Origin of the sequence: Veillonella intestinalis (assembly GCF_943192895.1) — a bacterium.
Classification (GTDB): domain Bacteria; phylum Bacillota; class Negativicutes; order Veillonellales; family Veillonellaceae; genus Veillonella_A; species Veillonella_A intestinalis.
Genome location: NZ_CALPCB010000006.1, coordinates 80,854 through 101,529, shown reverse-complemented (window position 1 = coordinate 101,529; position 20,676 = coordinate 80,854). Strand labels below are relative to the sequence as shown.

Sequence of the window (20,676 nt, the reverse complement as noted above, 5' to 3'; positions counted from 1 at the left end):
GGTACTATATGGTCTGGAAAGCGTTTTTTATTAATTCATTGAAATTTTAAGGGATATAAAAGAGGTATTTTTTATATCTGTATCGAATAATATAAATAAGCCTAAAACAATGGTGAAAGGAGGAGAGGCATGATCACATATTTGGTCATTGGTGGCGTAGTTCTACTTGGTATTGAATCAGTAGTACCAGGTATTGGTATATTTGGTTTATTAGGTGTTATTGCTTTATTGGGGGCCCTCTATTTATATCTAGGTGCTGGCATGCTCGCGGCTATGGTAGTCGCTGTAGTAGCAGTTATTGCCTTGATTGTAGGTGTTTGGCTTATAAAAAAAGCGCCTAATAGTCGCCTTGGTAAAGCGTTAACCTTGACATTAGAATCTACGAAAGAACGGGGCTATAGCGGTAATGAGGAACGCACCGATTTGCTTGGTAAAACGGGTATAGCTCAATCAGTATTACGTCCTGCAGGGCGGGTTTTATTTGATGATAAACCAGTTGATGTGGTGACGGATGGTGAATTTTATGAACCTGGTACAGAGGTAGTAGTTGTCGAAGTAACAGGTGGTCGTATTGTAGTTAGAAAAGTGTAATGAGGAGGAATTATGGAAGATTTATTGAGCTTTAGCTTTATTTTTGTTATTTTTGCTGCTGTTGTGGTAATCTCTTTATTTTTCCACTTTGTCCCTTTAGGGCTGTGGATTTCTGCGTTAGCCGCTGGGGTAAATGTTGGTATTTTTACTCTCATTGGGATGCGTTTACGTCGGGTATCGCCATCGAAAATTGTGCTACCATTAGTAAAGGCGAATAAGGCAGGCTTAACTGTCAATGTAAACCAGTTAGAAGCCCATTATTTAGCGGGTGGTGATGTTGACCGGGTAGTTGATGCTTTAATTGCTGCTGAACGAGCATCTATTCCGTTGACTTTTGAACGAGCTGCCGCCATTGACTTAGCTGGCCGTGATGTATTAGAAGCGGTACAGATGAGTGTAAATCCTAAAGTGATTGAAACGCCAACCATTTCAGCAGTTGCTAAAAATGGTATTGAGCTTAAAGTGCGTGCTCGCGTAACGGTACGTGCCAACATTGACCGTTTAGTGGGTGGTGCTGGTGAAGCCACTATTATCGCCCGTGTTGGTGAAGGTATCGTAACAACAGTAGGTTCTTCCGAAGAGCATACAGATGTATTGGAAAATCCAGATCATATTTCTCGAACTGTATTGAATAAAGGTCTTGATGCAGGGTCAGCGTTTGAAATCTTGTCCATTGATATTGCGGACGTAGATGTGGGACGTAATATTGGTGCTCAACTTATGACAGATCAAGCTGAAGCAGATAAAAATATTGCTCAGGCGAAGGCTGAAGAACGCCGTGCTATGGCGGTAGCTAAGGAACAAGAAATGAGAGCGTATACCCAAGAAATGCAGGCAAAGGTTGTGGAAGCTCAAGCAGAAGTACCACAAGCTTTATCACAGGCTTTGCGCGATGGTCATATGGGTGTTATGGATTACTATAATATGAATAATATTATGGCTGATACTAAGATGCGTGAAACCATTGCTGATGGTGAAACAGCAGAATTATCAACACAGCAAGATGGGCGTAAGAAGTAAGTAGCGGAGGCTAATTTATGGATTCATTAGGCTTTCTCTTGTTTTTATTAATATTAGGTTTTGGGATTTTTAATAATCGGAAGAAGCGACAAAAGCATCAACAAGATAATCAAAGTGAGTCTGATTCAGTAGATATGAATTCTACAGAACGAGAGCCTTATGATTGGTCGGAGCCGGGGCAACAGTCTCGGCCAGGACCAAAGGCTAAGCCGAAGACAGCATCTAAAGGAGAACTATCTTGGGAAGCTATGGAAGAGTACTATGGCATAAAGATGGAACGCAAGGATGAGACGCCGGCCGCTAATAATCAAAAAACAGTGTTAGAGACGAAACCGTCCTCCAACCAGGAGCGTCGTTCGGTAGATCGAAAATCTACAGTTGATGAATTGCGCGATATATTAATAACAACATCACAGGAAACAAAAAATCAAGAAAGTAAAGCACGTGAAAGGAATACTCGTGATACAAGCTTAGATAAAGTAATCACGGCAATTTCACAAGTTTCACAAGCTAAAACAGTACAATCGATGCCCCAGGGGACAGTCTGGGAACCAACGCAGTTAACAGGAACACGTAAACGTTCACAGGCATTACCACCAGGAGGTTTAAAAGCGGGGATTAAGTGGTCCCTGATTTTACAGGCGCCAAAGGCTAAGCAACAAGGTGCCTATCGACGTTAAATACACTGCAAGTTGGAAAGGAGTTTTCTCCTATGGCAGTACGAATTACCGAAATTTTAGAGTGTCGTCACCTTGGTCGCTCTATGAGAACGTATACATTAGCCATCCCAGACGGAATGACTTGGGCTGGTGGGGCTAATATGAAAATTGGGCTATTTGAGGGCTTGGACCCTACTATGGGTTCCCGTATTAAAGGTTGTGATTTAGCGACCCGACAAAAGGAGTCTACCACATTTACTACGGCATCATTTGACCCTAAATATACACGTATTGTGTCTATTTCGACACGACCACAGGATGGGGTAGTGGTATTTTCTACGCGCATTCCAGATAATCCATCTATTTTTAAAGCCGATTTGGCTACCTATGAAGTGGGCGATAGTTTATTTATATTAGAAGTCAATAATCATTTAGCAGTTCCGCCAGAAGGGCCTTTAGTTTTATTAACACAAGGTGTTGGCTTATCGAGTATGCATGCTTTTATACGAGATGTACTAGAAGCTGGCGGCGAAGGCCCCATTATTTGTGTCAATGTAGTTGAACCGACTGAAGAGCTGCGAGACCTCATGGTAGACGATGGGCGAGTATCTTATATTTTTAAGAGTAATCGCTATGCGTTTGAGCAAACAGTACGTAATATTCTAGATGAGACACAGTTATTTACTAATGGACGCTTTGTTGTGCTTGGCGGGCATGGTTTTATGAAACAATGGATTCATGAATTACGAATTTCTGGCATTGAAGATGAACGGATTTTTATTGATCGTTTAGATGTGCAACGCAGTATTTATTTTCCAGAGTTAAAAGCAGATTGATTGCATACATATATAAAACAACTAACTATATATAAGAATACTAAGTCCCCTGTACTGCATTCAGTATTGACGCAGTACAGGGGACGTGTTACGATTGGATTAGTTTTATGTCATCTTGATATAAGTATGTCAGTATAAAGATTGAGAGGGATACAGTATGGCATTTTTAACCGAAGAGGTGAAGGCACGCCTCATCAAAGATTTACCAACCTTTGCTAAAACTAGTGAACAATTTTTCAACAAAGAAATTTCTGTTAATGACTATAAGGGCTTATCCGGTCCTTTTGGAACTTATGCAGAACGTGGTGCTAATACAGCTATGTATCGGTTGCGTTTACCAGGGGGACGTATTACGCAACAACAATTAGCTTTTTTAGCAGATATGTTTACTCGCTTTGAATTACCACATCTTCATTTCACAACAGGCCAATCGATTCAAATTCATGGCTTGCAAGGACCACAAGTGATTGAAATGTTTAAAGAGTGTCATGCGCATGGCATTTATTCTCGTGGCGGTGGTGGTGACCATCCACGAAATATTGCAGCTAGCCCATTGCGTGGTGTTGTAGATGGTGAACCTTTTGACATAACACCATATGTACAGGTAGCAAGTGAGTATATTCTTACGCTAGTTCCTGATTTTAAAATGCCTCGTAAACTTAAAATCGCCTTTACTAATGGTCTTGAAAATACAACTCATGTTACCTTTAAGGATCTTGGGTTCTGGGCGCAGCCAGATGGTACGTTTACCGTATATGCTGGTGGTGGCTTAGGTGGCAATCCGCGTAAAGGTATTTTATTGGCAGAAAAAGTAGCTCCAGCCGATATTTTATACTATATTAAAGCTATGGTGCGCACCTTTATTGAAAATGCGGATTATAAAACGCGCAGTAAGAACCGCACTCGTTACATGGTAGCAGATATGGGTGAGGATAAATTCCGTGATGCTTTTAATAAGTTCTTAACTTTTGTTAAACGTACTGAGGATTTAAGTTTCACTTTACCAAATACAGCGATTACTAAAACAGGGACGGAGCGACTTACAGCTGAAGAACTTTCAGCTGCGAAAGGCCTCATTGGTGAACAAGTACAAGATGGCTTGTATTATGTATATTATCATCCCGTAGGAGGCCATGCACAGCCTGCAGTGGCTCGTGATGTATTCCAATATGTCGGTTCTTTAGAAGGTGCTGAAGCCCGCATGACTAGTGAAGAAGGGACATATTTTATTAATTTAACCGCTTCAGAAGCACGCAAAGTATATGATTTAATTAAGGATGATAGCTCTACGTCTGCTTTTGCTGCTAGTGTATGCTGTGTAGGGGCGGCTCGTTGCCAAGTTGGTTTCCAAAATTCCCAATCTGCGTATAAAGATATTCTAGCGCATTTAGCAGCAGAAGGAATTGATGATAGCCTATTGCCTAAAATTCATATTTCAGGTTGTCCATCTTCCTGTGGTACGCATCAAATTGGTACGCTTGGTCTTCATGGCTTTGTGAAACAAGTAGATGGCAAACCACAGCCAGCCTTTAATCTCTTTAAGGGGGGCAGTGATGAATTAGGTTTTGTTACCTTTGGTGAGCCTTTAGGGGCTATCACTATTGCTGATTTGCCAGCCTTCTTTGCAGAGTTAGCAACAGTATTAAATCAAGCAGGTCAACCTTACGATATTTGGATTAAAGATCATGCTGCTGAATTTGAAACATTGGCTAAGAAATATATATAATTAAGTTTATAAAATAAAAAAAGTAGGTACTAGTAATATTGCTAGTGCCTACTTTTTTAGTTATTATTTATTGTTTTATTTCTACTAAGAATTCTTTAATGCGTTTTAAAGCTTCTTTAATATTGGCTAAGGAATTGGCGTAAGCAACGCGGACGAAGCCCTCACCACAATCACCAAAGGCGTTACCTGGAACAATGGCAACATGTTTAGCATAAAGCAGTTTTTCACAGAATGTCTCTGAGTCAAAGCCTGTAGAGCGAATATCAGGGAATACGTAGAAGGCCCCTTCTGGCTCAAAGCAAGTTAAACCAAGTTCATTAAAGGTATTTACTAATAAGCGGCGACGAATATCGTATTGATCACGCATATATTCAATGTCTTTATCGCCATATTTAAGGGCCTCAATGGCTGCATATTGGGCGATTGAAGGGGCACTCATGATGCCGTATTGATGAAGTTTGGTCATTTGAGCAATAATTTCTTTTGGCCCTACCGCAATACCAAGGCGCCAACCTGTCATGGCGAAGGCTTTAGAGAAGCCATTGATTACAATTGTGCGCTCTTTCATACCAGGAATAGCCGCAATTGTTACATGAGGATTAGTACCATAGGTTAATTCGCTATAAAGCTCATCAGAAATGACAAATAAATTATGTTTTTCAATAACCTTAGCAATTTCCTCTAAATGCTCACGGCGCATAACGGCGCCAGTAGGGTTATTAGGGAATGGTAGCACTAGGATTTTAGTTCTTGGTGTTATATGTGCCTCTATGTCCTCAGCGGTCAGGCGGAAATTATTTTCAGCCTTTGTTTCTACTTGGATTGCTACGCCTTTAGCCACTTCTGTGAGTGGTGTGTAACATACAAAACTAGGCACAGGGATGAGCACTTCGTCGCCAGGATTGATTAAGCTGCGAAGGGCTAAATCAATTGCTTCTGAGCCACCAACACTGACTAAAATATCCGTAGCGGGCTCATAAGTAACGCCATATTTACGAGAGAACCAATGGCTGATTTCTTCGCGTAAATCGGCAAAACCACGATTTGGTGAATACCAAGTTTTGCCTTTTTCTAGGGACGCAATCCCCGCTTCACGAATATGCCAAGGGGTAGAAAAGTCGGGTTCCCCAATACTGAGTGATATAACATTATCAATTTCGTTAGCAATGTCAAAAAAACGGCGAATACCAGATGGTTTTACATTAGCTAGCTCATGATTTAAAAACTCATCATAATTAATCATAGAATACATTGCTCCTTATTTCTTTTTGTACCTCATCATGGTAGATTACATTGCGATCTTTGTAACGACTTAGAATGAAGTGAGTGCCTGTGCCACGCACCCCTTCAAGGGTGGAAAGACGACGGGCCACAAAAAGGGCAATATCACGCATGCTTTTGCCTTGGATAACTACGGTTAAATCATAACCACCAGACATGAGATAGACCCCTTCCACTTCTTCAAATTGCATAATGCGGTGAGCCAATTTATCAAAGCCTTGGTCAGGTTCTGGTGTTACTTGTAATTGGATGAGGGCTGTTGCTTTATTGGCATCAATAGCCTCCCAATCAACAACCGCTTGATAGCCCTTAATGATACCTTGGGCTTCTAAGGCGGCAATACGTTCAGATACCTCGGCTTCGGCTACACCTAGCATGGCGGCTAATTGGCCATGCGTTATACTTGCGTCCGCGGCCAAAAGGTCGAGTAGCTTTTTGTCAGTAGCAGTTACATTAGAATTACTCATAATTGATGTCTCCTTTCATCTATCGGAAGGGCGAAGCCATCCGAGGCAGGTCGGTTAAATCCGACAATTAATATACTGTCTATTTTACCACTCTTTGAAAACGAATAAAATAGTCTATTTGTTGATTGATGTGATTTGAGTATGAATTTCATGCTAATTTTGCATGAATGTTGAATTTATATTGTCGTTTATTTTATATTTCGTATGATTTGGTATTTTTATAGTTCAAAACGTAGGGTAACTACCGTTGTGAAAATAAATAAAATAGTTAAAGTAGCTGAAGCAGTTAAAGTGGCAAAGGTAGTTAAGGTAGATAAAATTAGTTAAAAGAAAAGCTCTCCGCTGGATACACCGTAGTGTAGCCAATAGAGAGCTTTTAATAGTTTCTATGTAAGTTTCTATCAATCGATTGTTCAAGGAATTACTATTTAGTGATTACTTTTAATTCTACAGGAATTTTGCTGTCTACTTGTTCACCTTTGATAACTTTAGAAGCAGTGTCAACGGCAATTTTACCCATTAATTCAGGTTGTTGTGCTACAGTAGCTGCTAAAGTACCATCTTCTACAGCTTTTTGAGCATCTTCCGTGCCATCAAAGCCTACGATGAAGATTTGTTTACCAGCTGATTTTGCCGCTTGAATAGCGCCTAGAGCCATTTCATCATTGTGGGCGAAAATAGCTTTTACATCAGGGTTAGCTTGAAGAATATTTGTAGAAACGTTTAAGCCTTTTGTGCGGTCAAAGTCAGCACTTTGTTTAGCTACTACGTCTAAAGATTTGTCAGCTACGTTGTGGAAGCCTTGGCCACGTTCACGAGTAGCAGAAGCACCAGGAATACCTTCGATTTCAGCTACTTTAGCGCCATTACCTAATTTATCAACGATTAACTGAGCAGCCATTTCGCCACCTTTAACATTATCAGAGGCAATATGAGCCACAACTTTACCTTTATCAGTAGAGCGGTCAACAGTAATTACAGGAATGTTTTTACCGTTAGCAGCTTCTACAGAAGTAGCAATAGCGGCAGAGTCTACTGGATTAACAATTAAAATGGATACGCCACTTTCTAATAAGTCAGCTACATCATTAGCCTGTTTAGCTGGATCGTTTTGTGCGTCTACAATTTTAACTTTAAGACCTAATTCTTTAGCCTGTTTTTCAACGCCATCTTTTAAAGAAACGAAGAATGGGTTGTTTAAGGTAGACACAGAGAAACCGATTGTACCTTGTTTTTTGTCGCCACCGCCACTATTAGAGCTAGAGCCACAACCAGCGATTAAGCCGATTACGAGAACCATAGCAACGATGATTGTTAATAATTTTTTCATTCTAACCTCCTACGCTTTTTTGCGGTCCCCAAGGACAGCAAGTAAGATTACAATACCTTTTACAATTTGTTGATAGAAACTGGAAACGTCGAGAATATTTAAGCCATTATTTAAAGTACCGATGATGAGGGCACCAATTAATGTGCCTACGATGTGTCCACGGCCACCAGCTAGGCTTGTGCCACCAAGTACTACGGCTGCGATAGCATCAAGTTCATAGCCCATACCAGCAGTTGGTTGCGCTGAATTAAGACGTGAGGTAATAATAGCGCCCGCAATAGCACTTAACATACCAGTTAAGGCATAGGCAAAGATTTTTACACGATTAATTTTAATCCCTGCAATATAACTAACTTTTTCACTACCACCTACAGCATAGGTTTGTCGACCTAAGGAAGTCTTTTGTAAAACAAACCATAGAATGAGGAAGGAAAGAAACATCGTGATAGCTGGAATTGGTAAACCTGCAATATCGCCTTGACCAAAAGCGTGGAACATAGGGTCTGTTGTAAGACCACTAATTGGATTACCATCGGTAAAAACAAGGGTAGCCCCACGGTAAATAGTCATGGTTGCTAAGGTGGCAATAAAAGGTGCTACTTTTCCATAGGCAATGACGATCCCGTTAATACCGCCTAAGATAATGCCGACCCCAGCAGCCGCTAAAATGGCTACTTCAGGATTCATACCGCCTACAATAAAGTTAGCCATAATAGCACTGGATAAGGCTAAGATGGAGCCTACCGATAAATCAATGCCCGCTGTTAGAATAACAAAGGTCATACCAAAGGCGATAATGGCATTGATTGAGACTTGACGCAATAAGTTACGTAAATTAGAAAAATCTAAAAAGCTGTCATTAAGACTAGCGATAATAATAAATAAGGCAATTAGGCCAATGAGGGGGCCTAATTTCTTAATAGTGTCTGTCATAGTTCGATTCATTATTGTCCTCCTGTAGCTAGGTTCATGATAGATTCTGGGGTAGCGTTAGTGCGGTCTAAAATGCCCGCTACAGCGCCTTCGTGAATAACCATGACCCGATCGCTCATACCTAATACTTCTGGTAGCTCTGAGGACACCATAATGATGGAGACCCCTTGGCTAGTTAATTCATTCATTAAGTCATAAATGTCGCGTTTGGCCCCAATGTCGATACCACGAGTTGGTTCATCCATGATGATAATCGATGGTGCTAGGCCAATCCATTTGGCAATAACGACTTTTTGCTGATTCCCACCAGAAAGGGAAGAGGCTGGTAAATGAACCGATTGTGTTTTAACGCCTAATTTTTTTGATAAGGTATCCGCAAACTCAAAGAGTTTACTCTTGTTTAATACATGCGTAGGGCAGACTTGTTTTAGATTTGGCAAGGTAATATTTGAACCAATGGAAAAATCTAAAATCAAACCTTCCCCTTTGCGGTCTTCTGTAATAAAGGCAATCCCTGCTTTAATAGCATCTTCTGGCTTTTTAAAATGAAGGGGTTTGCCATTCAAGATAATTTCGCCACCATCGTAGGAGTCAATACCAAAAATAGCCCGCATGATTTCTGTACGGCCAGCTCCCATGAGACCAGCTACACCTAGAATTTCGCCTTTATGTAAATCGAAGGAAATCGTGTGGCTAAAATCTTTAGGCTGTAGGCCATTGACGGTAAGGATGACTTCCTCTGGCATAGTGCTGCGGTCAGGATAGAATTCATCAATGGAGCGACCTACCATGTCGCGAACCACTTCATCTACATTCGTATCGGTAACCGCCTTTGTACTAATGGTGTGTCCATCACGCATAACGGTAATTACATCACATTCACTAAATACTTCTTCCATGCGGTGAGAAATGTAGACAATAGCAACACCCTGTTCTTTTAATTGACGCATCATACGGAAGAGGGTAGCTGTTTCACGCTCTGTTAAGGCTGCTGAAGGTTCGTCCATGATAACAACCTTAGCATTCAGCATTAATACTCGTAAAATTTCAGCCATTTGCTGTTGACCTACTGAACAAAGGCCTGCTTCTTTGGTAAGGGGCAATTCAATTTTCATTTCTTCGCATTTAGCTTTGGCTTCTTGGAGCATGGCTTGTTTATTAAGCATGCCCAGACCATTTGTTTTAGGCTGCATTAAATATAGATTTTCTAATAAGCTTAAATTAGGCCAAATGTTAAGTTCTTGATGGATAAAGGCAATGCCATGTTTTTCGGCTTCACGAGGACTCGTATAGGTAGTATTTACACCATCTATTGTGATTGTCCCTGCATCGGCTTTATGAAGGCCTGTGAGTATGTTCATCAGGGTGGATTTACCAGCCCCATTTTCACCCATGAGGGCATGAACTTCGCCGGCTTTTAAGGTAATGTTAACGTCTTTAAGCACTTGGTTAGTACCGAACGCTTTGGCAATGCCGGTCATTTTAATTTCCATTATAATCTCCTGCTGAATTGGTTTTCTACATACAATACATCTTGGTTAGCCGTATTGTTTGTAGGGATACTTATTTTTCTTCGTTAAAGATACAATCGGCTTGTAAAATTACATTGGCATAAGGTGTAGTTTCACCAGTGCGAATAATGCATTTACATTGTTTCGTTGCTATTTTAAAGTCTTCATGACTGGTTAGTTTCCAAGTATAGCGGTCTTCAGGGTATAATTCTTGAAGGACTGCATAATTTTTAGGATTTTGTGTTTTAATTGGCTCTGCCACATGAATAGCTTCTGCTTGCATATGCTCCTTTAATAGTCGCACAACTTGTTCAAAACTAGGTGTACCAAAGGCAAGGGCTAAGTCGATTTTTTGAACGCCCTCTGGAATAGGGAGACCGCAATCACCAATACAAATGGTATCGGTATGACCAAGATCAGCCAATACTTTGGCAATGTGACTATTTAAAATACCACCTTTTTGCATATTAGCCCCTTTCAGCCATAAAGGCTGCTACTTCATCAGCTGTAGGCATGCCTTCTTGGGCACCTAATTTAAGAATAGAGAGGGCGGCCGCAGCATTGCCATAATGAACTGCTTCTTCAATCGTTTTATTGTTGACAATAGCGGTAGCAAAGGCACCATTAAAGGTATCGCCAGCACCAGTAGTATCTACTGGTGTTACTTTGAAACTTCGCATACGACGAAGTTCACCATCTTGGGCATAGGCAACGCCTTCACTGCCAAGGGTAACGATGATTTTTCCTTCATTTGCAAGGATTACGTCCTCTGTATTGTTCGCGGGATAAAGGGAAGCTAATTCGTGTTCATTTGGTGTAATGTAAGTGGCATCAGTTAGCCACTGTGCTTCTAAATCAGCCGCTGGGGCTGGATTGAGAAGTACCTTAATCCCGTTTTTAGCGCATTTTTCGGTAATATAGCCGATTGTAGGTAAAGGGATTTCATTTTGAATCATTACTAAATCAGCTTTTTTTATAGCGTCCCACGCAGTGTCGACGACTTTTTTGGAAACCTGAGCATTGGCACCGGAGAGTACAATAATACTATTGTCACCTTCTGCTAATGTAATATGAGCTGTACCGCTATTTTCATTATCTAGAGTTATTAAATAGTCGGTATTAATCTTATAACGCTGTAAGTTATCCTTAATCATTTGGCCGTATGCATCATTGCCGACACAGCCAACCATAGTGACATTCGCACCGAGTTTAGCTGCAGCTACAGCTTGATTGGCTCCTTTGCCGCCTGGTGAAATGTTTAAGCCTGTCCCTAAAATTGTTTCGCCCGCAGCGGGACGTTTTGAGGCCAAAACGGTTATATCTATGTTACAGCTTCCGATAACTACGATATTATTCATGGAAACCTCCCTAATGTTTAATGTGCATTTCTTTAGTATACACCAGATTTCTTTAATTTAATAGATAGTTTAATTCTTAATTTAGTATATACTAATTATTAGTACTTGCCTACTGGCAAAACACAAATAGAGTTAAATTAGGCTAAAATAGAATAAAAACTGTTTTTTCGTTTTAAAATATGTAGAATTTTTGGTAAAATAAAGGATATATATTAAAATAATCGTTTTTAAAAGGAGGATTTGAATGGCAACGTTACCTAATTGTCCAAAATGTAGTGAAGCATATACGTATGAAGATGGTCACATGTATGTGTGCCCTATGTGTGCTCATGAATGGACGGCAGCTGATAGTGATGAGGATGCTACCGCTTTTGTTGTGCGTGATGCAAATGGCAATGTGCTACAAGATGGCGATTCCGTGACTATTATTAAAGATTTAAAAGTAAAAGGTGCTTCTGTGCTAAAACAGGGGACGCGAGTAAAGAATATACGCCTTGTAGACGGTGATCATAATATTGATTGTAAGATTGATGGTTTTGGAGCGATGGCTTTAAAATCTGAATTTGTTAAAAAGCTTTAATATAGTGCTTTAATATAATCTTATGAAAATAAAATACATATAAAATATAATAGTTTTATATGTAAGAAAAGCCTTACCAGTAGTTTTTATAATAACTGGTAAGGCTTTTTTGCATAGTCTTGGATATTTTATATACAGTATTATATAAAATACACAGTATATTTTATAGTAAACAAAAGTTTTATAAGTAAATCAGATTATAAGCTGAAGGTTTGAATTTCTGTAGCTTCAATGGACGCTACAATATCGTCAGCTAATTTTTCAAATAAAGGTAATTGTTGTGGATGTAGGGCACCGCGAATATCAAGTGGTGTACCTACGATTTCCATATCTTTAAATTCATTAGTGAAATATTCTACCATTCGCTTCATCGCTGCAGAGGCCCAAGAGTGATTGCCTACGATGGATACTTTATGATTGTGGAAGTTGAGTGCTTTCAATTCATATAATAAGTTTTCCATTGTAAGATACAAGGCTAAGTTATAGGTTGGCGCCATGCATACGAGGTGACTATATTTCCAAGCATCCGCAATAATATAGGATGGATTAGTTTTAGATACGTCATAGATTTTAATATCTGTAATACCACGCAATGACAATAATTTAGCTAATTGTTGCGCCATTTCAGCTGTATTACCATACATGGAACCAAAGGCAATGACTACGCCTTTCTTTTCAGCAGAATAGGTGCTCCAGTGCATGTATTTTTCAATCATATATTTAATGCTTTCAGGGGTACGCCAGATTGGGCCGTGTAGGGGCGCAATCATTTTAATGCCTAACGGAAGGGCTTTTTTTATTGCATTCTGCACTTGAACGCCATATTTGCCAACGATGTTGGTGTAGTAACGGCGCGCTTCATCTTCATAAACTCGTTCAAAGTCGAGCTGGTCAGCAAAGATATTACCATTGATAGTACCGAAGGTACCAAAGGCATCAGCAGAGAATAAAATCCCATTAGTGGCTTCAAAGGTACAAGTTACTTCTGGCCAGTGAACCATAGGCATAGTATATGAATGAAGGGTATGTTTACCTAATTCAATCGTATCGCCTTCTTTAACTTCATAGTAGTTATCTGGGCAAGGGCGACCATAAAATTGTTCAAATAAGCGGAAAGTGGTGCGATTACCAACGATTTTTACATTAGGGTAACGATCGATTAATTCGATTAAGGTTGAGCAATGGTCTGGCTCCATGTGGTTAACCACAACAAAGTCTAATTCACGGCCATTGAGCAAATGCTCCACATTATCAAAAAACTCTTGGCGAATGCTATCGTCAACAGAGTCTACAATACAAGTTTTTTCATCATCAATAAAATAGGAATTATAACTAACACCCATAGGAATTGGGAAGAGGTTTTCAAAACGTTCTGTATCCCAATCATTGCTACCAATCCAATAAATATTATCTGTTAATTTTTGTGCGCAATGCATGACCTTACATCCTTTCAACTTAAGAATAACAAGAGCTGGTTATGTCTCTAAACTTATTCACCAATTATTATGATACTAGTAATCATATAGATACGCAACCTATAGATATGAAAAAAACGACATTTGTCATGCCGTTTTTTTCTTTAAGTATGCATTTTTTGAAATAATACGTGCAATCTTTGAGATATTTTAGTGATATATCGTATTTGAAAGTTCGTAGTGTTTTTAGATTAATTAGTCTTTGAAGTAAGCAACACCAGAGGCAAAGACTGGCATACCTTGTTTGCCAGGAATGTTTTTCGCAATACCATAGCCTGTACGTTCAATGTGCCCCATTTTACCAAAAACGCGACCATCAGGACTGAATAGACCTTCAATAGCAGCTACAGACTGATTAGGGTTAAAACGAGCATCGTAAGACGCAATCCCTTCTAAATCTACATATTGCGTAGCAATTTGGCCACTACGGTTGAATTCTACCACTTGGGCTGGGGAGGCAATGAAACGACCTTCACCATGAGAAATTGGTACAGTATAAATTTCTCCAGCTTTAGTTAAACTCATCCATGGTGATTTAGTAGAAATAACTTTAGTACGAACCATGCTCGATAAGTGACGACCAATCGTATTATAGGTTAGTGTAGGACTATCTTCTGTCATAGGGGCAATATCACCATATGGTAGAAGACCTAATTTTATGAGTGCTTGGAAACCATTACAAATACCAAGGGCTAAGCCATCACGATTGTGTAATAAGTTGTGTAAGGACTCACTTAAATATGGATTGCGGAATAAGGTAGCCATGAATTTACCTGAGCCATCAGGTTCATCACCAGCGCTGAAACCACCAGGGAAGAATAGGATTTGAGCTTCATCCAATTTTTGTTTCATTACTTGAATAGATTCTTCTAACTCAGCCACTGTGCGATTGCGGATGATGACAATATCAGCGACCCCACCAGCATTTTCAAAGGCACGAGCTGAATCGTATTCACAGTTTGTGCCAGGGAATACAGGAATAACAATTCGTGGTTTGGCGATGCTTGGACTTTGTCGTGGTTTAGCGTGTTGATTATGAATATAGGCTACGGCTTCCCCTTGGCCGGATTTGGCGGTTAGAGGGAAGATAGGTGCTAATGTACTTTCATAGGCTTCTTCTAATTCATCTAAGTCAATTTCATAATTATCAATTGTAATTTGAGGCTCTTCTGTAATGGTACCTAGTAGTGTTACATGAGTGTGTTTAGCCCATTCATTGGCAGTTGCTTCATCCGTTTCAATAATCCAAGAGCCACTGTAAGGGGCAAATAACATAGGTTCAACATCACCGATTAGTTCAATACCTAAACGACTGCCTAAGGCCATTTTGGTAATAGCCGCAGCAATTCCACCAGCCTCTACGACATAAGCGGCTGCCACATGACCGGCTTTAGCTTGTTGTGTGATGCGGTCGGCTTGTGATTTAAAGATGTCCCAATCAGGCGTTGCATCCTCTTTGCGCGGTGCATTGACATGGAGTAGGACATGGCCTGCTTCTTTAAGATGTGGCGTAATAATATCATCCACATTAGCAGTAGTTACAGCGAAGGAAACAAGTGTTGGTGGCACTGTTAAGTTCATAAAGGTACCGGACATAGAATCTTTACCACCAATCGCACCAATGCCGAGTTGTTTTTGTGCATCATAGGCGCCAAGTAAGGCAGCTACAGGTTTACCCCACGTATTTTTATCTTGATTTAAGCGTTCAAAATACTCTTGTAAGGTTAAATAAATGGAGCTGCGTTTGCCACCAAGGGCTACAATCTTAGCTACGGAGAGTAAAATTGCTTGTTGTGCGCCATGGAATGGGCTCCATTCTGAAATATAAGGATCAAAACCATGGGTCATAAGGCTGGCAGTTGTGGTTTCGCCGTGTAATACAGGCAATTTGGCCGCCATCCCTTGCACTGGGGTTTTCTGATATAAACCACTAAATGGCATGAGCACTGTGCCGGCGCCAATAGTGCTGTCGAAACGTTCGCCAAGACCTTGCTGTGAAGTAACGGCTAAGTCTTTCATAGTAGCAAGCCAATGTTCTTTAATATCCTCAACAGAAGGCTCTTCGTAGAAGGTGCCTACAGGAGCTACTACATGGGCGGCTTGACTTTGTTTAGCACCGTTGGTGTTTAAGAAATCACGGGAAATATCTACGATATTAACGCCTTGCCAAGTCATGGTTAAGCGGTTGGAATCGGTAACATCGGCAACGATAGTAGCTTCTAAGTTTTCTTCATCACAATATTGGCGGAAAGCATCCCAATCATTGGCTGCAATAACGCAAGCCATTCGTTCTTGGGATTCAGAAATTGCCAGTTCAGTGCCATCGAGACCTTCATATTTTTTAGGCACTTTATCTAAATTGATAAGCAGGCCATCGGTTAACTCACCAATAGCTACCGATACGCCACCAGCACCAAAGTCATTACAACGTTTGATGAGTGTAGTTACTTCTGGACGACGGAATAGACGTTGAATTTTGCGTTCTGTTAGAGGATTACCTTTTTGTACTTCTGCGCCACAAGTAGTGAGGGAAGATAGGTCATGCTCTTTGGAAGAACCTGTAGCACCACCACAGCCATCACGGCCTGTTTTACCACCTAATAGTACGACAATATCGCCTGGCATAGGCGTTTCACGGCGTACATTGCTGCGTGGGGCAGCGCCAACTACAGCACCAATTTCCATGCGTTTAGCTACATAGCCAGGATGGTAGTATTCGCGAACTTCACCAGTAGCTAGGCCGATTTGATTACCATAGGAGCTATAGCCACGAGCGGCCCCTGTAGTTATTTGTGATTGTGGTAATTTTCCTTCCAACGTTTCACTAAGTGGCGTTAGAGGATTACCAGAGCCAGTTACACGCATTGCTTGGTATACATAAGCACGGCCACTTAATGGATCGCGAATACAGCCTCCTAAACAGGTAGCGGCACCGCCATAAGGTTCAATTTCTGTAGGATGGTTATGGGTTTCATTTTTGAAGAGTAATAGCCATTCTTCAGTTTTGCCATTTACCTCAACAGGTACTACGATAGTACAAGCATTGATTTCATCAGATTCATCAATTTCTTGTAAGCCTCCTTGATCGCGTAACTCTTTAACTGCCAAGGTAGCCATATCCATTAATGTACGGGCTTTTTCGCGGCTCGCATAGAGATGGCGACGGCCTGACATATAATTAGCAAAGGCGGCTTGAATAGGCACTGTTTCTGGTGAATTGTCGATAGTAATATCAGTTAGCTCTGTCATAAAGGTCGTATGACGGCAATGATCAGACCAATAGGTGTCTAATACGCGAATTTCAGTAATGGTAGGATTGCGTTTTTCCGTATTTGCAAAATAATCTTGAATGAGTTCGATGTCTGCGGCACTCATGGCAAGGCCTAACTCTTTACGCCAATTTTGTAATTCTTCAGGGCTGGCCGTGATGAAGCCTTCTAAGCTTGCCACTGGTTCGGCTGGCTGCACATCCAGTTGTAATGAAGTAGGTAATTCAAGAGAGGCTTCTCTTGAGTCTACAGGATTGATATAATATTGTTTTATACGAGTTATGTCTTTAGCACTTAAATCGCCTTCTAAGGCAAATACACGGGCTGTGCGCACCGTAGCACCTGATTTAAGCGTTAGCATAGCTAAACATTGTTCAGCTGAATCAGCTCGTTGATCATATTGGCCAGGTACGTATTCTGTGGCGATGATATGAGTCTGTTCTGTTTTGGGGAGGGTGTCAAATAGTTCATCCACCGGTGGCTCAGAGAAGATGAGTTGCTTAGCATTGGCTAAGTCGTCAGCTGATACCCCTTCAATGTCATAGCGTTCGTAAATAGTCACAGAATTAACGGGAATGCCCAGTTCTGTACGAATGGTGTGACACATAGATGTAGCTTCGTGCGCAAAGTTTTCACGTTTACGGACGAAAATGCGATGAATTGACATAATAAGCCTCCTCTTGTTAGTTGTCAATGAATACACTAGCTATTGTGTTGATTATGAAATATAGATATAATATACCTATATTGACAATTCTAGTATATACGGTTTAGACTTATTAGTAAAGAAAAACTTAATTAGAGGAGGTTAATAATTTCTTTGTTGTAATTAGTTTTACTAATTAATAAATAAGTGGTATAGGTTGCTAAGTGTTGGCAGTATTTATGGGGTATTGAGTGGTAGTTGTTGTAAAGGAGTTAAAGAGATTATATGAGCATTTCCACAGATTTGTATCGTACCTTTTTAGGGGTAGGCTTGCATTTGTCCTTTTCTAAAGCAGCTAAAGAGATAGGGGTTTCTCAATCTGCTATTAGCCAAAGTATTAAGCAGCTAGAAAAAGAATTAGACATTGTACTTTTTGAACGTACAACTAAATCTGTTTCGTTTACACCAGAAGGGAAAGAACTTTTCGATACAGTGGCTAAAGCATTTTCTATTTTGGACAATGGGGTGACACAGCTACAAGATCGTCTTACACATGAACAAGAAAGTGTAAAATTAGCAGCTACAGATACATTATGTCGTCATTTCTTATTGCCTTATTTTAAAAAATGGCAAGAACAAGAGCAAGGAACAGGCTTACAGATTACTAATCGTCCATCACCACTTTGTGTACAGATGGTAGAGAATCGAGAAGCGCAAATGGCGATTGTTAATGCCTATGACGGATTAGAAGCGAATCCACAATTAGAAGTTATCGAATTACAGACTATGCAAGATGTGTTTGTAGGCGGTCCTTTTTATAAAGGGATGGGCACTATTGACTTAAGTCGTTTATTGCAAGAGCCTTTATTGTTGTTAACACAAGGTGCTGCTAGTCGTGAATTCTTTGATAAATTGACAGGCAATGCTTGTAAGAAACCTTCTTTTGAGTTAGGTAGTCTTGATGTTCTTATGGACTTAGTTGAAATCAACATGGGCATATCGTTAGTGCCAGATATTTTGGTAAAACAAAAGTTAAAAGAAGGCCGTGTAGTTGAGATAAAAACAGATATTGTAGTGCCGCCACGTAAAATTGCTTTAGTGCGGTCTCGTTTATTGCCTATATCTCAAGGCGCAGCGAAATTTATTGACCTTCTCTTAAAGAAGTGATATTGTAATATAATCAGTATAGTATTAATACTTATTAATATATGTAAGTGTAAGTAACAGAAACGCAACAAGGAGACTCTCGTATGGAATTGTTAAAAGAACGCATTATGGAGGAAGGCATTGTTTTAAACAATCGCGTCTTAAAAGTGGACAGCTTTTTAAATCATCAAATTGATCCTAAATTGTTTGTCGCTATTGGTAAGGAAATTGCGGCGCGTTTTAAAGATAAGGGCATTCAACGTATTGTGACCATTGAGGCTTCTGGTATCGCAGTAGCATTGCAAGTGGCTATTGAAATGGATGTGCCACTTGTGTTTGCGCGCAAGAAAAAGTCTATTCTTATGACTGATGATGTATATCATTCGGTAGTATATTCCTATACTAAGGAAGAAAACTATGATGTAACTATTTCTAAAAAGTTCTTACCACAAGGCGAAAAAGTCCTTATTATTGATGATTTCTTAGCAAGTGGTGAAGCGGCTATGGGGCTTGTAAAATTAGTGGAAAGCGCAGGCGATTCAGTAGAAGGTATTGCCATTGTGATTGAAAAATCTTTCCAGCCTGGTCGTGAGCGTTTAGAACGCGCTGGTTACGATGTACAATCGCTCGTGCGCATTGCAAAATTCGAAGATGACCATTGCGTTTTCATTGATGACTAATAGATTGAAATGTGATTTTATATTTTGAATGTAATTTTACATTTTGAGAGATTAATAATTTAATGTATTTATAATTATAAGTAAAAGGGAGATGTGACAATGAACACTAAAGCAGAACAGTTCGATCAATTTCTAAAAGACCGTGAAGTAACAAACTGGTTCACAAAAGAAGAACATCAAGATGATGTTAATTCTGTAGTATATCGTGGTTACTTTGATGTAGCTGCTCAGCAGTTGCCATTGTTTGTTGTGTTAGATGATACTGTATTCAACTTAGTTCGTTTGGTAGTAACTACTGGTGCCGTGCCAGCAGAAAAGCAAGCTGAAGTAGTAGAATATCTTAACGAATTAAATGGTAAATTTAAAATTTTCAAATACTACTTAGGTGAAGAAGATAATGTAGTATACATGGATATTAGCTTGCCAGCTTCTAAAGAAACATTCGATCCAAATTTATTAGTTGGTCTTTTATTAGAAGTATTAGAGCCACATATTAAAGAATACTATCCAAGCATTCTTGGCAAAGTATTAGGGGCTGAAGAACCAGCAACTAAAGAAAAAGGTAAAAAAGAAAAGAAAGAAAAAGTAAACTAATCATTAGCTGCGTATAGTATGTAATGTTATTTACTATTACTTAATAGGTGTCCCTACGGCAGAAGAGGTGTAGCATGGCAAAACCTAAGAATGAAAAAAGCGGTGTTTTTGAAACGTTCTTAGTTGAGGAAAACATAACTTGCTTTGATAAGCGTGAGATTCAAGACGAAGAAAGTACGGTTGTATATCGCTCTTATATTCAAACCGAGATTGGCGATATGCCTATCTTTGTGTTGCTCGATGCTACGATTTATAGCGTTGTTCGTGTAGTGGTAGGTGGCAATGTAGTGACATCGGAAAACTATCAAGCCATTGTGGACTTTATTAATCGTGAAAACAGTATTTATAAAAACTTCAAATATTATGTAGAGCATGACGATAATAGCTTATATTTAGACTGTGTATATATGTGTTCGAATTCTGCATTTGAACCACAATTGTTGTATGTATTGATGAATCAAATCGTGCAATATATGCCAAGTGCTGTACCAGCGCTTAAAGAAGCTATGGGGATTTCGCAATTGCCAGATCCCTTTCTTGCGCATGCTCATGAGCATCATGAATCGTAACAAAA

19 protein-coding genes are annotated in these 20,676 nt (G+C 39.8%); 10 read left to right on the top strand and 9 right to left on the bottom strand.

Annotation, left to right across the window (positions count from 1 at the left end):
* Window positions 1–129 precede the first annotated feature (129 nt).
* The 5 genes from NFR27_RS06050 to NFR27_RS06030 all read left to right on the top strand — a co-directional run bounded on the left by NFR27_RS06050 (window position 130) and on the right by NFR27_RS06030 (window position 4,832).
* Window positions 130–591, top strand: coding sequence for an NfeD family protein (locus tag NFR27_RS06050; RefSeq protein ID WP_251442752.1), 462 nt, complete (start codon window positions 130–132; stop codon window positions 589–591).
* Window positions 592–603: 12 nt separating this feature from the next.
* Window positions 604–1,611 carry a flotillin-like protein FloA gene (floA, locus tag NFR27_RS06045; protein WP_251442749.1) on the top strand — a complete coding sequence of 336 codons (1,008 nt, stop codon included), beginning with the start codon at window positions 604–606 and terminating at the stop codon, window positions 1,609–1,611.
* 17 nt (window positions 1,612–1,628) lie between these two features.
* The gene (locus tag NFR27_RS06040; protein ID WP_251442747.1) at window positions 1,629–2,291 is read left to right on the top strand and encodes a hypothetical protein; all 663 of its coding nucleotides are present in this window, start codon (window positions 1,629–1,631) and stop codon (window positions 2,289–2,291) included.
* Between the two features lie 32 nt (window positions 2,292–2,323).
* Entirely contained in the window at window positions 2,324–3,106 is a 783-nt protein-coding gene (locus NFR27_RS06035; RefSeq protein ID WP_251442744.1) for a ferredoxin reductase domain-containing protein, read from the top strand.
* A 157-nt stretch (window positions 3,107–3,263) separates the two neighbouring features.
* Window positions 3,264–4,832, top strand: coding sequence for a nitrite/sulfite reductase (locus NFR27_RS06030; protein ID WP_251442741.1), 1,569 nt, complete (start codon window positions 3,264–3,266; stop codon window positions 4,830–4,832).
* A 67-nt stretch (window positions 4,833–4,899) separates the two neighbouring features.
* Here NFR27_RS06030 and NFR27_RS06025 read toward each other — a convergent pair whose 3' ends face one another.
* From NFR27_RS06025 to rbsK, 7 genes are all read right to left on the bottom strand, one after another.
* A complete protein-coding gene (locus tag NFR27_RS06025; protein WP_251442739.1) occupies window positions 4,900–6,075 on the bottom strand; it encodes an aminotransferase class I/II-fold pyridoxal phosphate-dependent enzyme in 1,176 nt (391 codons plus the stop codon).
* Window positions 6,068–6,580, bottom strand: coding sequence for an Lrp/AsnC family transcriptional regulator (locus NFR27_RS06020; protein ID WP_251442737.1), 513 nt, complete (start codon window positions 6,578–6,580; stop codon window positions 6,068–6,070). The genes NFR27_RS06025 and NFR27_RS06020 overlap by 8 nt, the downstream gene beginning before the upstream one ends.
* Before the next feature lie 424 nt (window positions 6,581–7,004).
* On the bottom strand, window positions 7,005–7,910 hold the full coding sequence (rbsB, locus tag NFR27_RS06015) for a ribose ABC transporter substrate-binding protein RbsB (RefSeq protein ID WP_251442734.1): 906 nt from the start codon (window positions 7,908–7,910) through the stop codon (window positions 7,005–7,007).
* A 9-nt stretch (window positions 7,911–7,919) separates the two neighbouring features.
* Window positions 7,920–8,855, bottom strand: coding sequence for an ABC transporter permease subunit (locus tag NFR27_RS06010; RefSeq protein ID WP_251442731.1), 936 nt, complete (start codon window positions 8,853–8,855; stop codon window positions 7,920–7,922).
* Window positions 8,855–10,336 (bottom strand): sugar ABC transporter ATP-binding protein, encoded by a 1,482-nt coding sequence (locus NFR27_RS06005; RefSeq protein ID WP_251442728.1) that lies wholly within the window; start codon window positions 10,334–10,336, stop codon window positions 8,855–8,857. The genes NFR27_RS06010 and NFR27_RS06005 overlap by 1 nt, the downstream gene beginning before the upstream one ends.
* Before the next feature lie 70 nt (window positions 10,337–10,406).
* Window positions 10,407–10,820, bottom strand: coding sequence for a D-ribose pyranase (gene rbsD / locus NFR27_RS06000; RefSeq protein WP_251442725.1), 414 nt, complete (start codon window positions 10,818–10,820; stop codon window positions 10,407–10,409).
* Window position 10,821: 1 nt separating this feature from the next.
* Window positions 10,822–11,712: a ribokinase gene (gene rbsK, locus NFR27_RS05995; protein WP_251442709.1), complete on the bottom strand. Its 891-nt coding sequence runs from the start codon at window positions 11,710–11,712 to the stop codon at window positions 10,822–10,824.
* Between the two features lie 244 nt (window positions 11,713–11,956).
* Here rbsK and NFR27_RS05990 point away from each other — a divergent pair, with 244 nt between their 5' ends.
* Window positions 11,957–12,292, top strand: coding sequence for a zinc ribbon domain-containing protein YjdM (locus NFR27_RS05990; protein WP_251442706.1), 336 nt, complete (start codon window positions 11,957–11,959; stop codon window positions 12,290–12,292).
* 197 nt (window positions 12,293–12,489) lie between these two features.
* Here the strand turns inward: NFR27_RS05990 and NFR27_RS05985 are convergent, their stop codons facing one another.
* Together NFR27_RS05985 and NFR27_RS05980 are read right to left on the bottom strand one after the other, a co-directional pair.
* Window positions 12,490–13,728, bottom strand: a complete 1,239-nt coding sequence (locus NFR27_RS05985; RefSeq protein ID WP_251442695.1) for an FprA family A-type flavoprotein — start codon at window positions 13,726–13,728, stop codon at window positions 12,490–12,492.
* Window positions 13,729–13,962: 234 nt separating this feature from the next.
* On the bottom strand, window positions 13,963–17,703 hold the full coding sequence (locus tag NFR27_RS05980; RefSeq protein ID WP_251442692.1) for a phosphoribosylformylglycinamidine synthase: 3,741 nt from the start codon (window positions 17,701–17,703) through the stop codon (window positions 13,963–13,965).
* A 264-nt stretch (window positions 17,704–17,967) separates the two neighbouring features.
* Between NFR27_RS05980 and NFR27_RS05975 the strand changes: the two genes are divergently transcribed.
* The 4 genes from NFR27_RS05975 to NFR27_RS05960 all read left to right on the top strand — a co-directional run bounded on the left by NFR27_RS05975 (window position 17,968) and on the right by NFR27_RS05960 (window position 20,671).
* A complete protein-coding gene (locus tag NFR27_RS05975; RefSeq protein WP_251442689.1) occupies window positions 17,968–18,849 on the top strand; it encodes a LysR family transcriptional regulator in 882 nt (293 codons plus the stop codon).
* Between the two features lie 83 nt (window positions 18,850–18,932).
* On the top strand, window positions 18,933–19,508 hold the full coding sequence (locus NFR27_RS05970; protein WP_251442687.1) for a xanthine phosphoribosyltransferase: 576 nt from the start codon (window positions 18,933–18,935) through the stop codon (window positions 19,506–19,508).
* Between the two features lie 99 nt (window positions 19,509–19,607).
* Complete coding sequence (locus NFR27_RS05965; protein WP_251442684.1) at window positions 19,608–20,102, top strand: type III secretion system chaperone family protein; 495 nt, start codon at window positions 19,608–19,610, stop codon at window positions 20,100–20,102.
* A 74-nt stretch (window positions 20,103–20,176) separates the two neighbouring features.
* Window positions 20,177–20,671: a hypothetical protein gene (locus tag NFR27_RS05960; protein ID WP_251454716.1), complete on the top strand. Its 495-nt coding sequence runs from the start codon at window positions 20,177–20,179 to the stop codon at window positions 20,669–20,671.
* The last annotated feature ends 5 nt before the right edge of the window (window positions 20,672–20,676 follow it).

Bases quoted from the DNA above. Each gene is read 5' to 3' on its own strand.
- NFR27_RS06050 (WP_251442752.1), top strand. From the start codon at position 130: ATGATCACATATTTGGTCATTGGTGGCGTAGTTCTACTTGGTATTGAA.
- floA (WP_251442749.1), top strand. From the start codon at position 604: ATGGAAGATTTATTGAGCTTTAGCTTTATTTTTGTTATTTTTGCTGCT.
- NFR27_RS06040 (WP_251442747.1), top strand. From the start codon at position 1,629: ATGGATTCATTAGGCTTTCTCTTGTTTTTATTAATATTAGGTTTTGGG.
- NFR27_RS06035 (WP_251442744.1), top strand. From the start codon at position 2,324: ATGGCAGTACGAATTACCGAAATTTTAGAGTGTCGTCACCTTGGTCGC.
- NFR27_RS06030 (WP_251442741.1), top strand. From the start codon at position 3,264: ATGGCATTTTTAACCGAAGAGGTGAAGGCACGCCTCATCAAAGATTTA.
- NFR27_RS06025 (WP_251442739.1), bottom strand. From the start codon at position 6,075: ATGATTAATTATGATGAGTTTTTAAATCATGAGCTAGCTAATGTAAAA.
- NFR27_RS06020 (WP_251442737.1), bottom strand. From the start codon at position 6,580: ATGAGTAATTCTAATGTAACTGCTACTGACAAAAAGCTACTCGACCTT.
- rbsB (WP_251442734.1), bottom strand. From the start codon at position 7,910: ATGAAAAAATTATTAACAATCATCGTTGCTATGGTTCTCGTAATCGGC.
- NFR27_RS06010 (WP_251442731.1), bottom strand. From the start codon at position 8,855: ATGAATCGAACTATGACAGACACTATTAAGAAATTAGGCCCCCTCATT.
- NFR27_RS06005 (WP_251442728.1), bottom strand. From the start codon at position 10,336: ATGGAAATTAAAATGACCGGCATTGCCAAAGCGTTCGGTACTAACCAA.
- rbsD (WP_251442725.1), bottom strand. From the start codon at position 10,820: ATGCAAAAAGGTGGTATTTTAAATAGTCACATTGCCAAAGTATTGGCT.
- rbsK (WP_251442709.1), bottom strand. From the start codon at position 11,712: ATGAATAATATCGTAGTTATCGGAAGCTGTAACATAGATATAACCGTT.
- NFR27_RS05990 (WP_251442706.1), top strand. From the start codon at position 11,957: ATGGCAACGTTACCTAATTGTCCAAAATGTAGTGAAGCATATACGTAT.
- NFR27_RS05985 (WP_251442695.1), bottom strand. From the start codon at position 13,728: ATGCATTGCGCACAAAAATTAACAGATAATATTTATTGGATTGGTAGC.
- NFR27_RS05980 (WP_251442692.1), bottom strand. From the start codon at position 17,703: ATGTCAATTCATCGCATTTTCGTCCGTAAACGTGAAAACTTTGCGCAC.
- NFR27_RS05975 (WP_251442689.1), top strand. From the start codon at position 17,968: ATGAGCATTTCCACAGATTTGTATCGTACCTTTTTAGGGGTAGGCTTG.
- NFR27_RS05970 (WP_251442687.1), top strand. From the start codon at position 18,933: ATGGAATTGTTAAAAGAACGCATTATGGAGGAAGGCATTGTTTTAAAC.
- NFR27_RS05965 (WP_251442684.1), top strand. From the start codon at position 19,608: ATGAACACTAAAGCAGAACAGTTCGATCAATTTCTAAAAGACCGTGAA.
- NFR27_RS05960 (WP_251454716.1), top strand. From the start codon at position 20,177: ATGGCAAAACCTAAGAATGAAAAAAGCGGTGTTTTTGAAACGTTCTTA.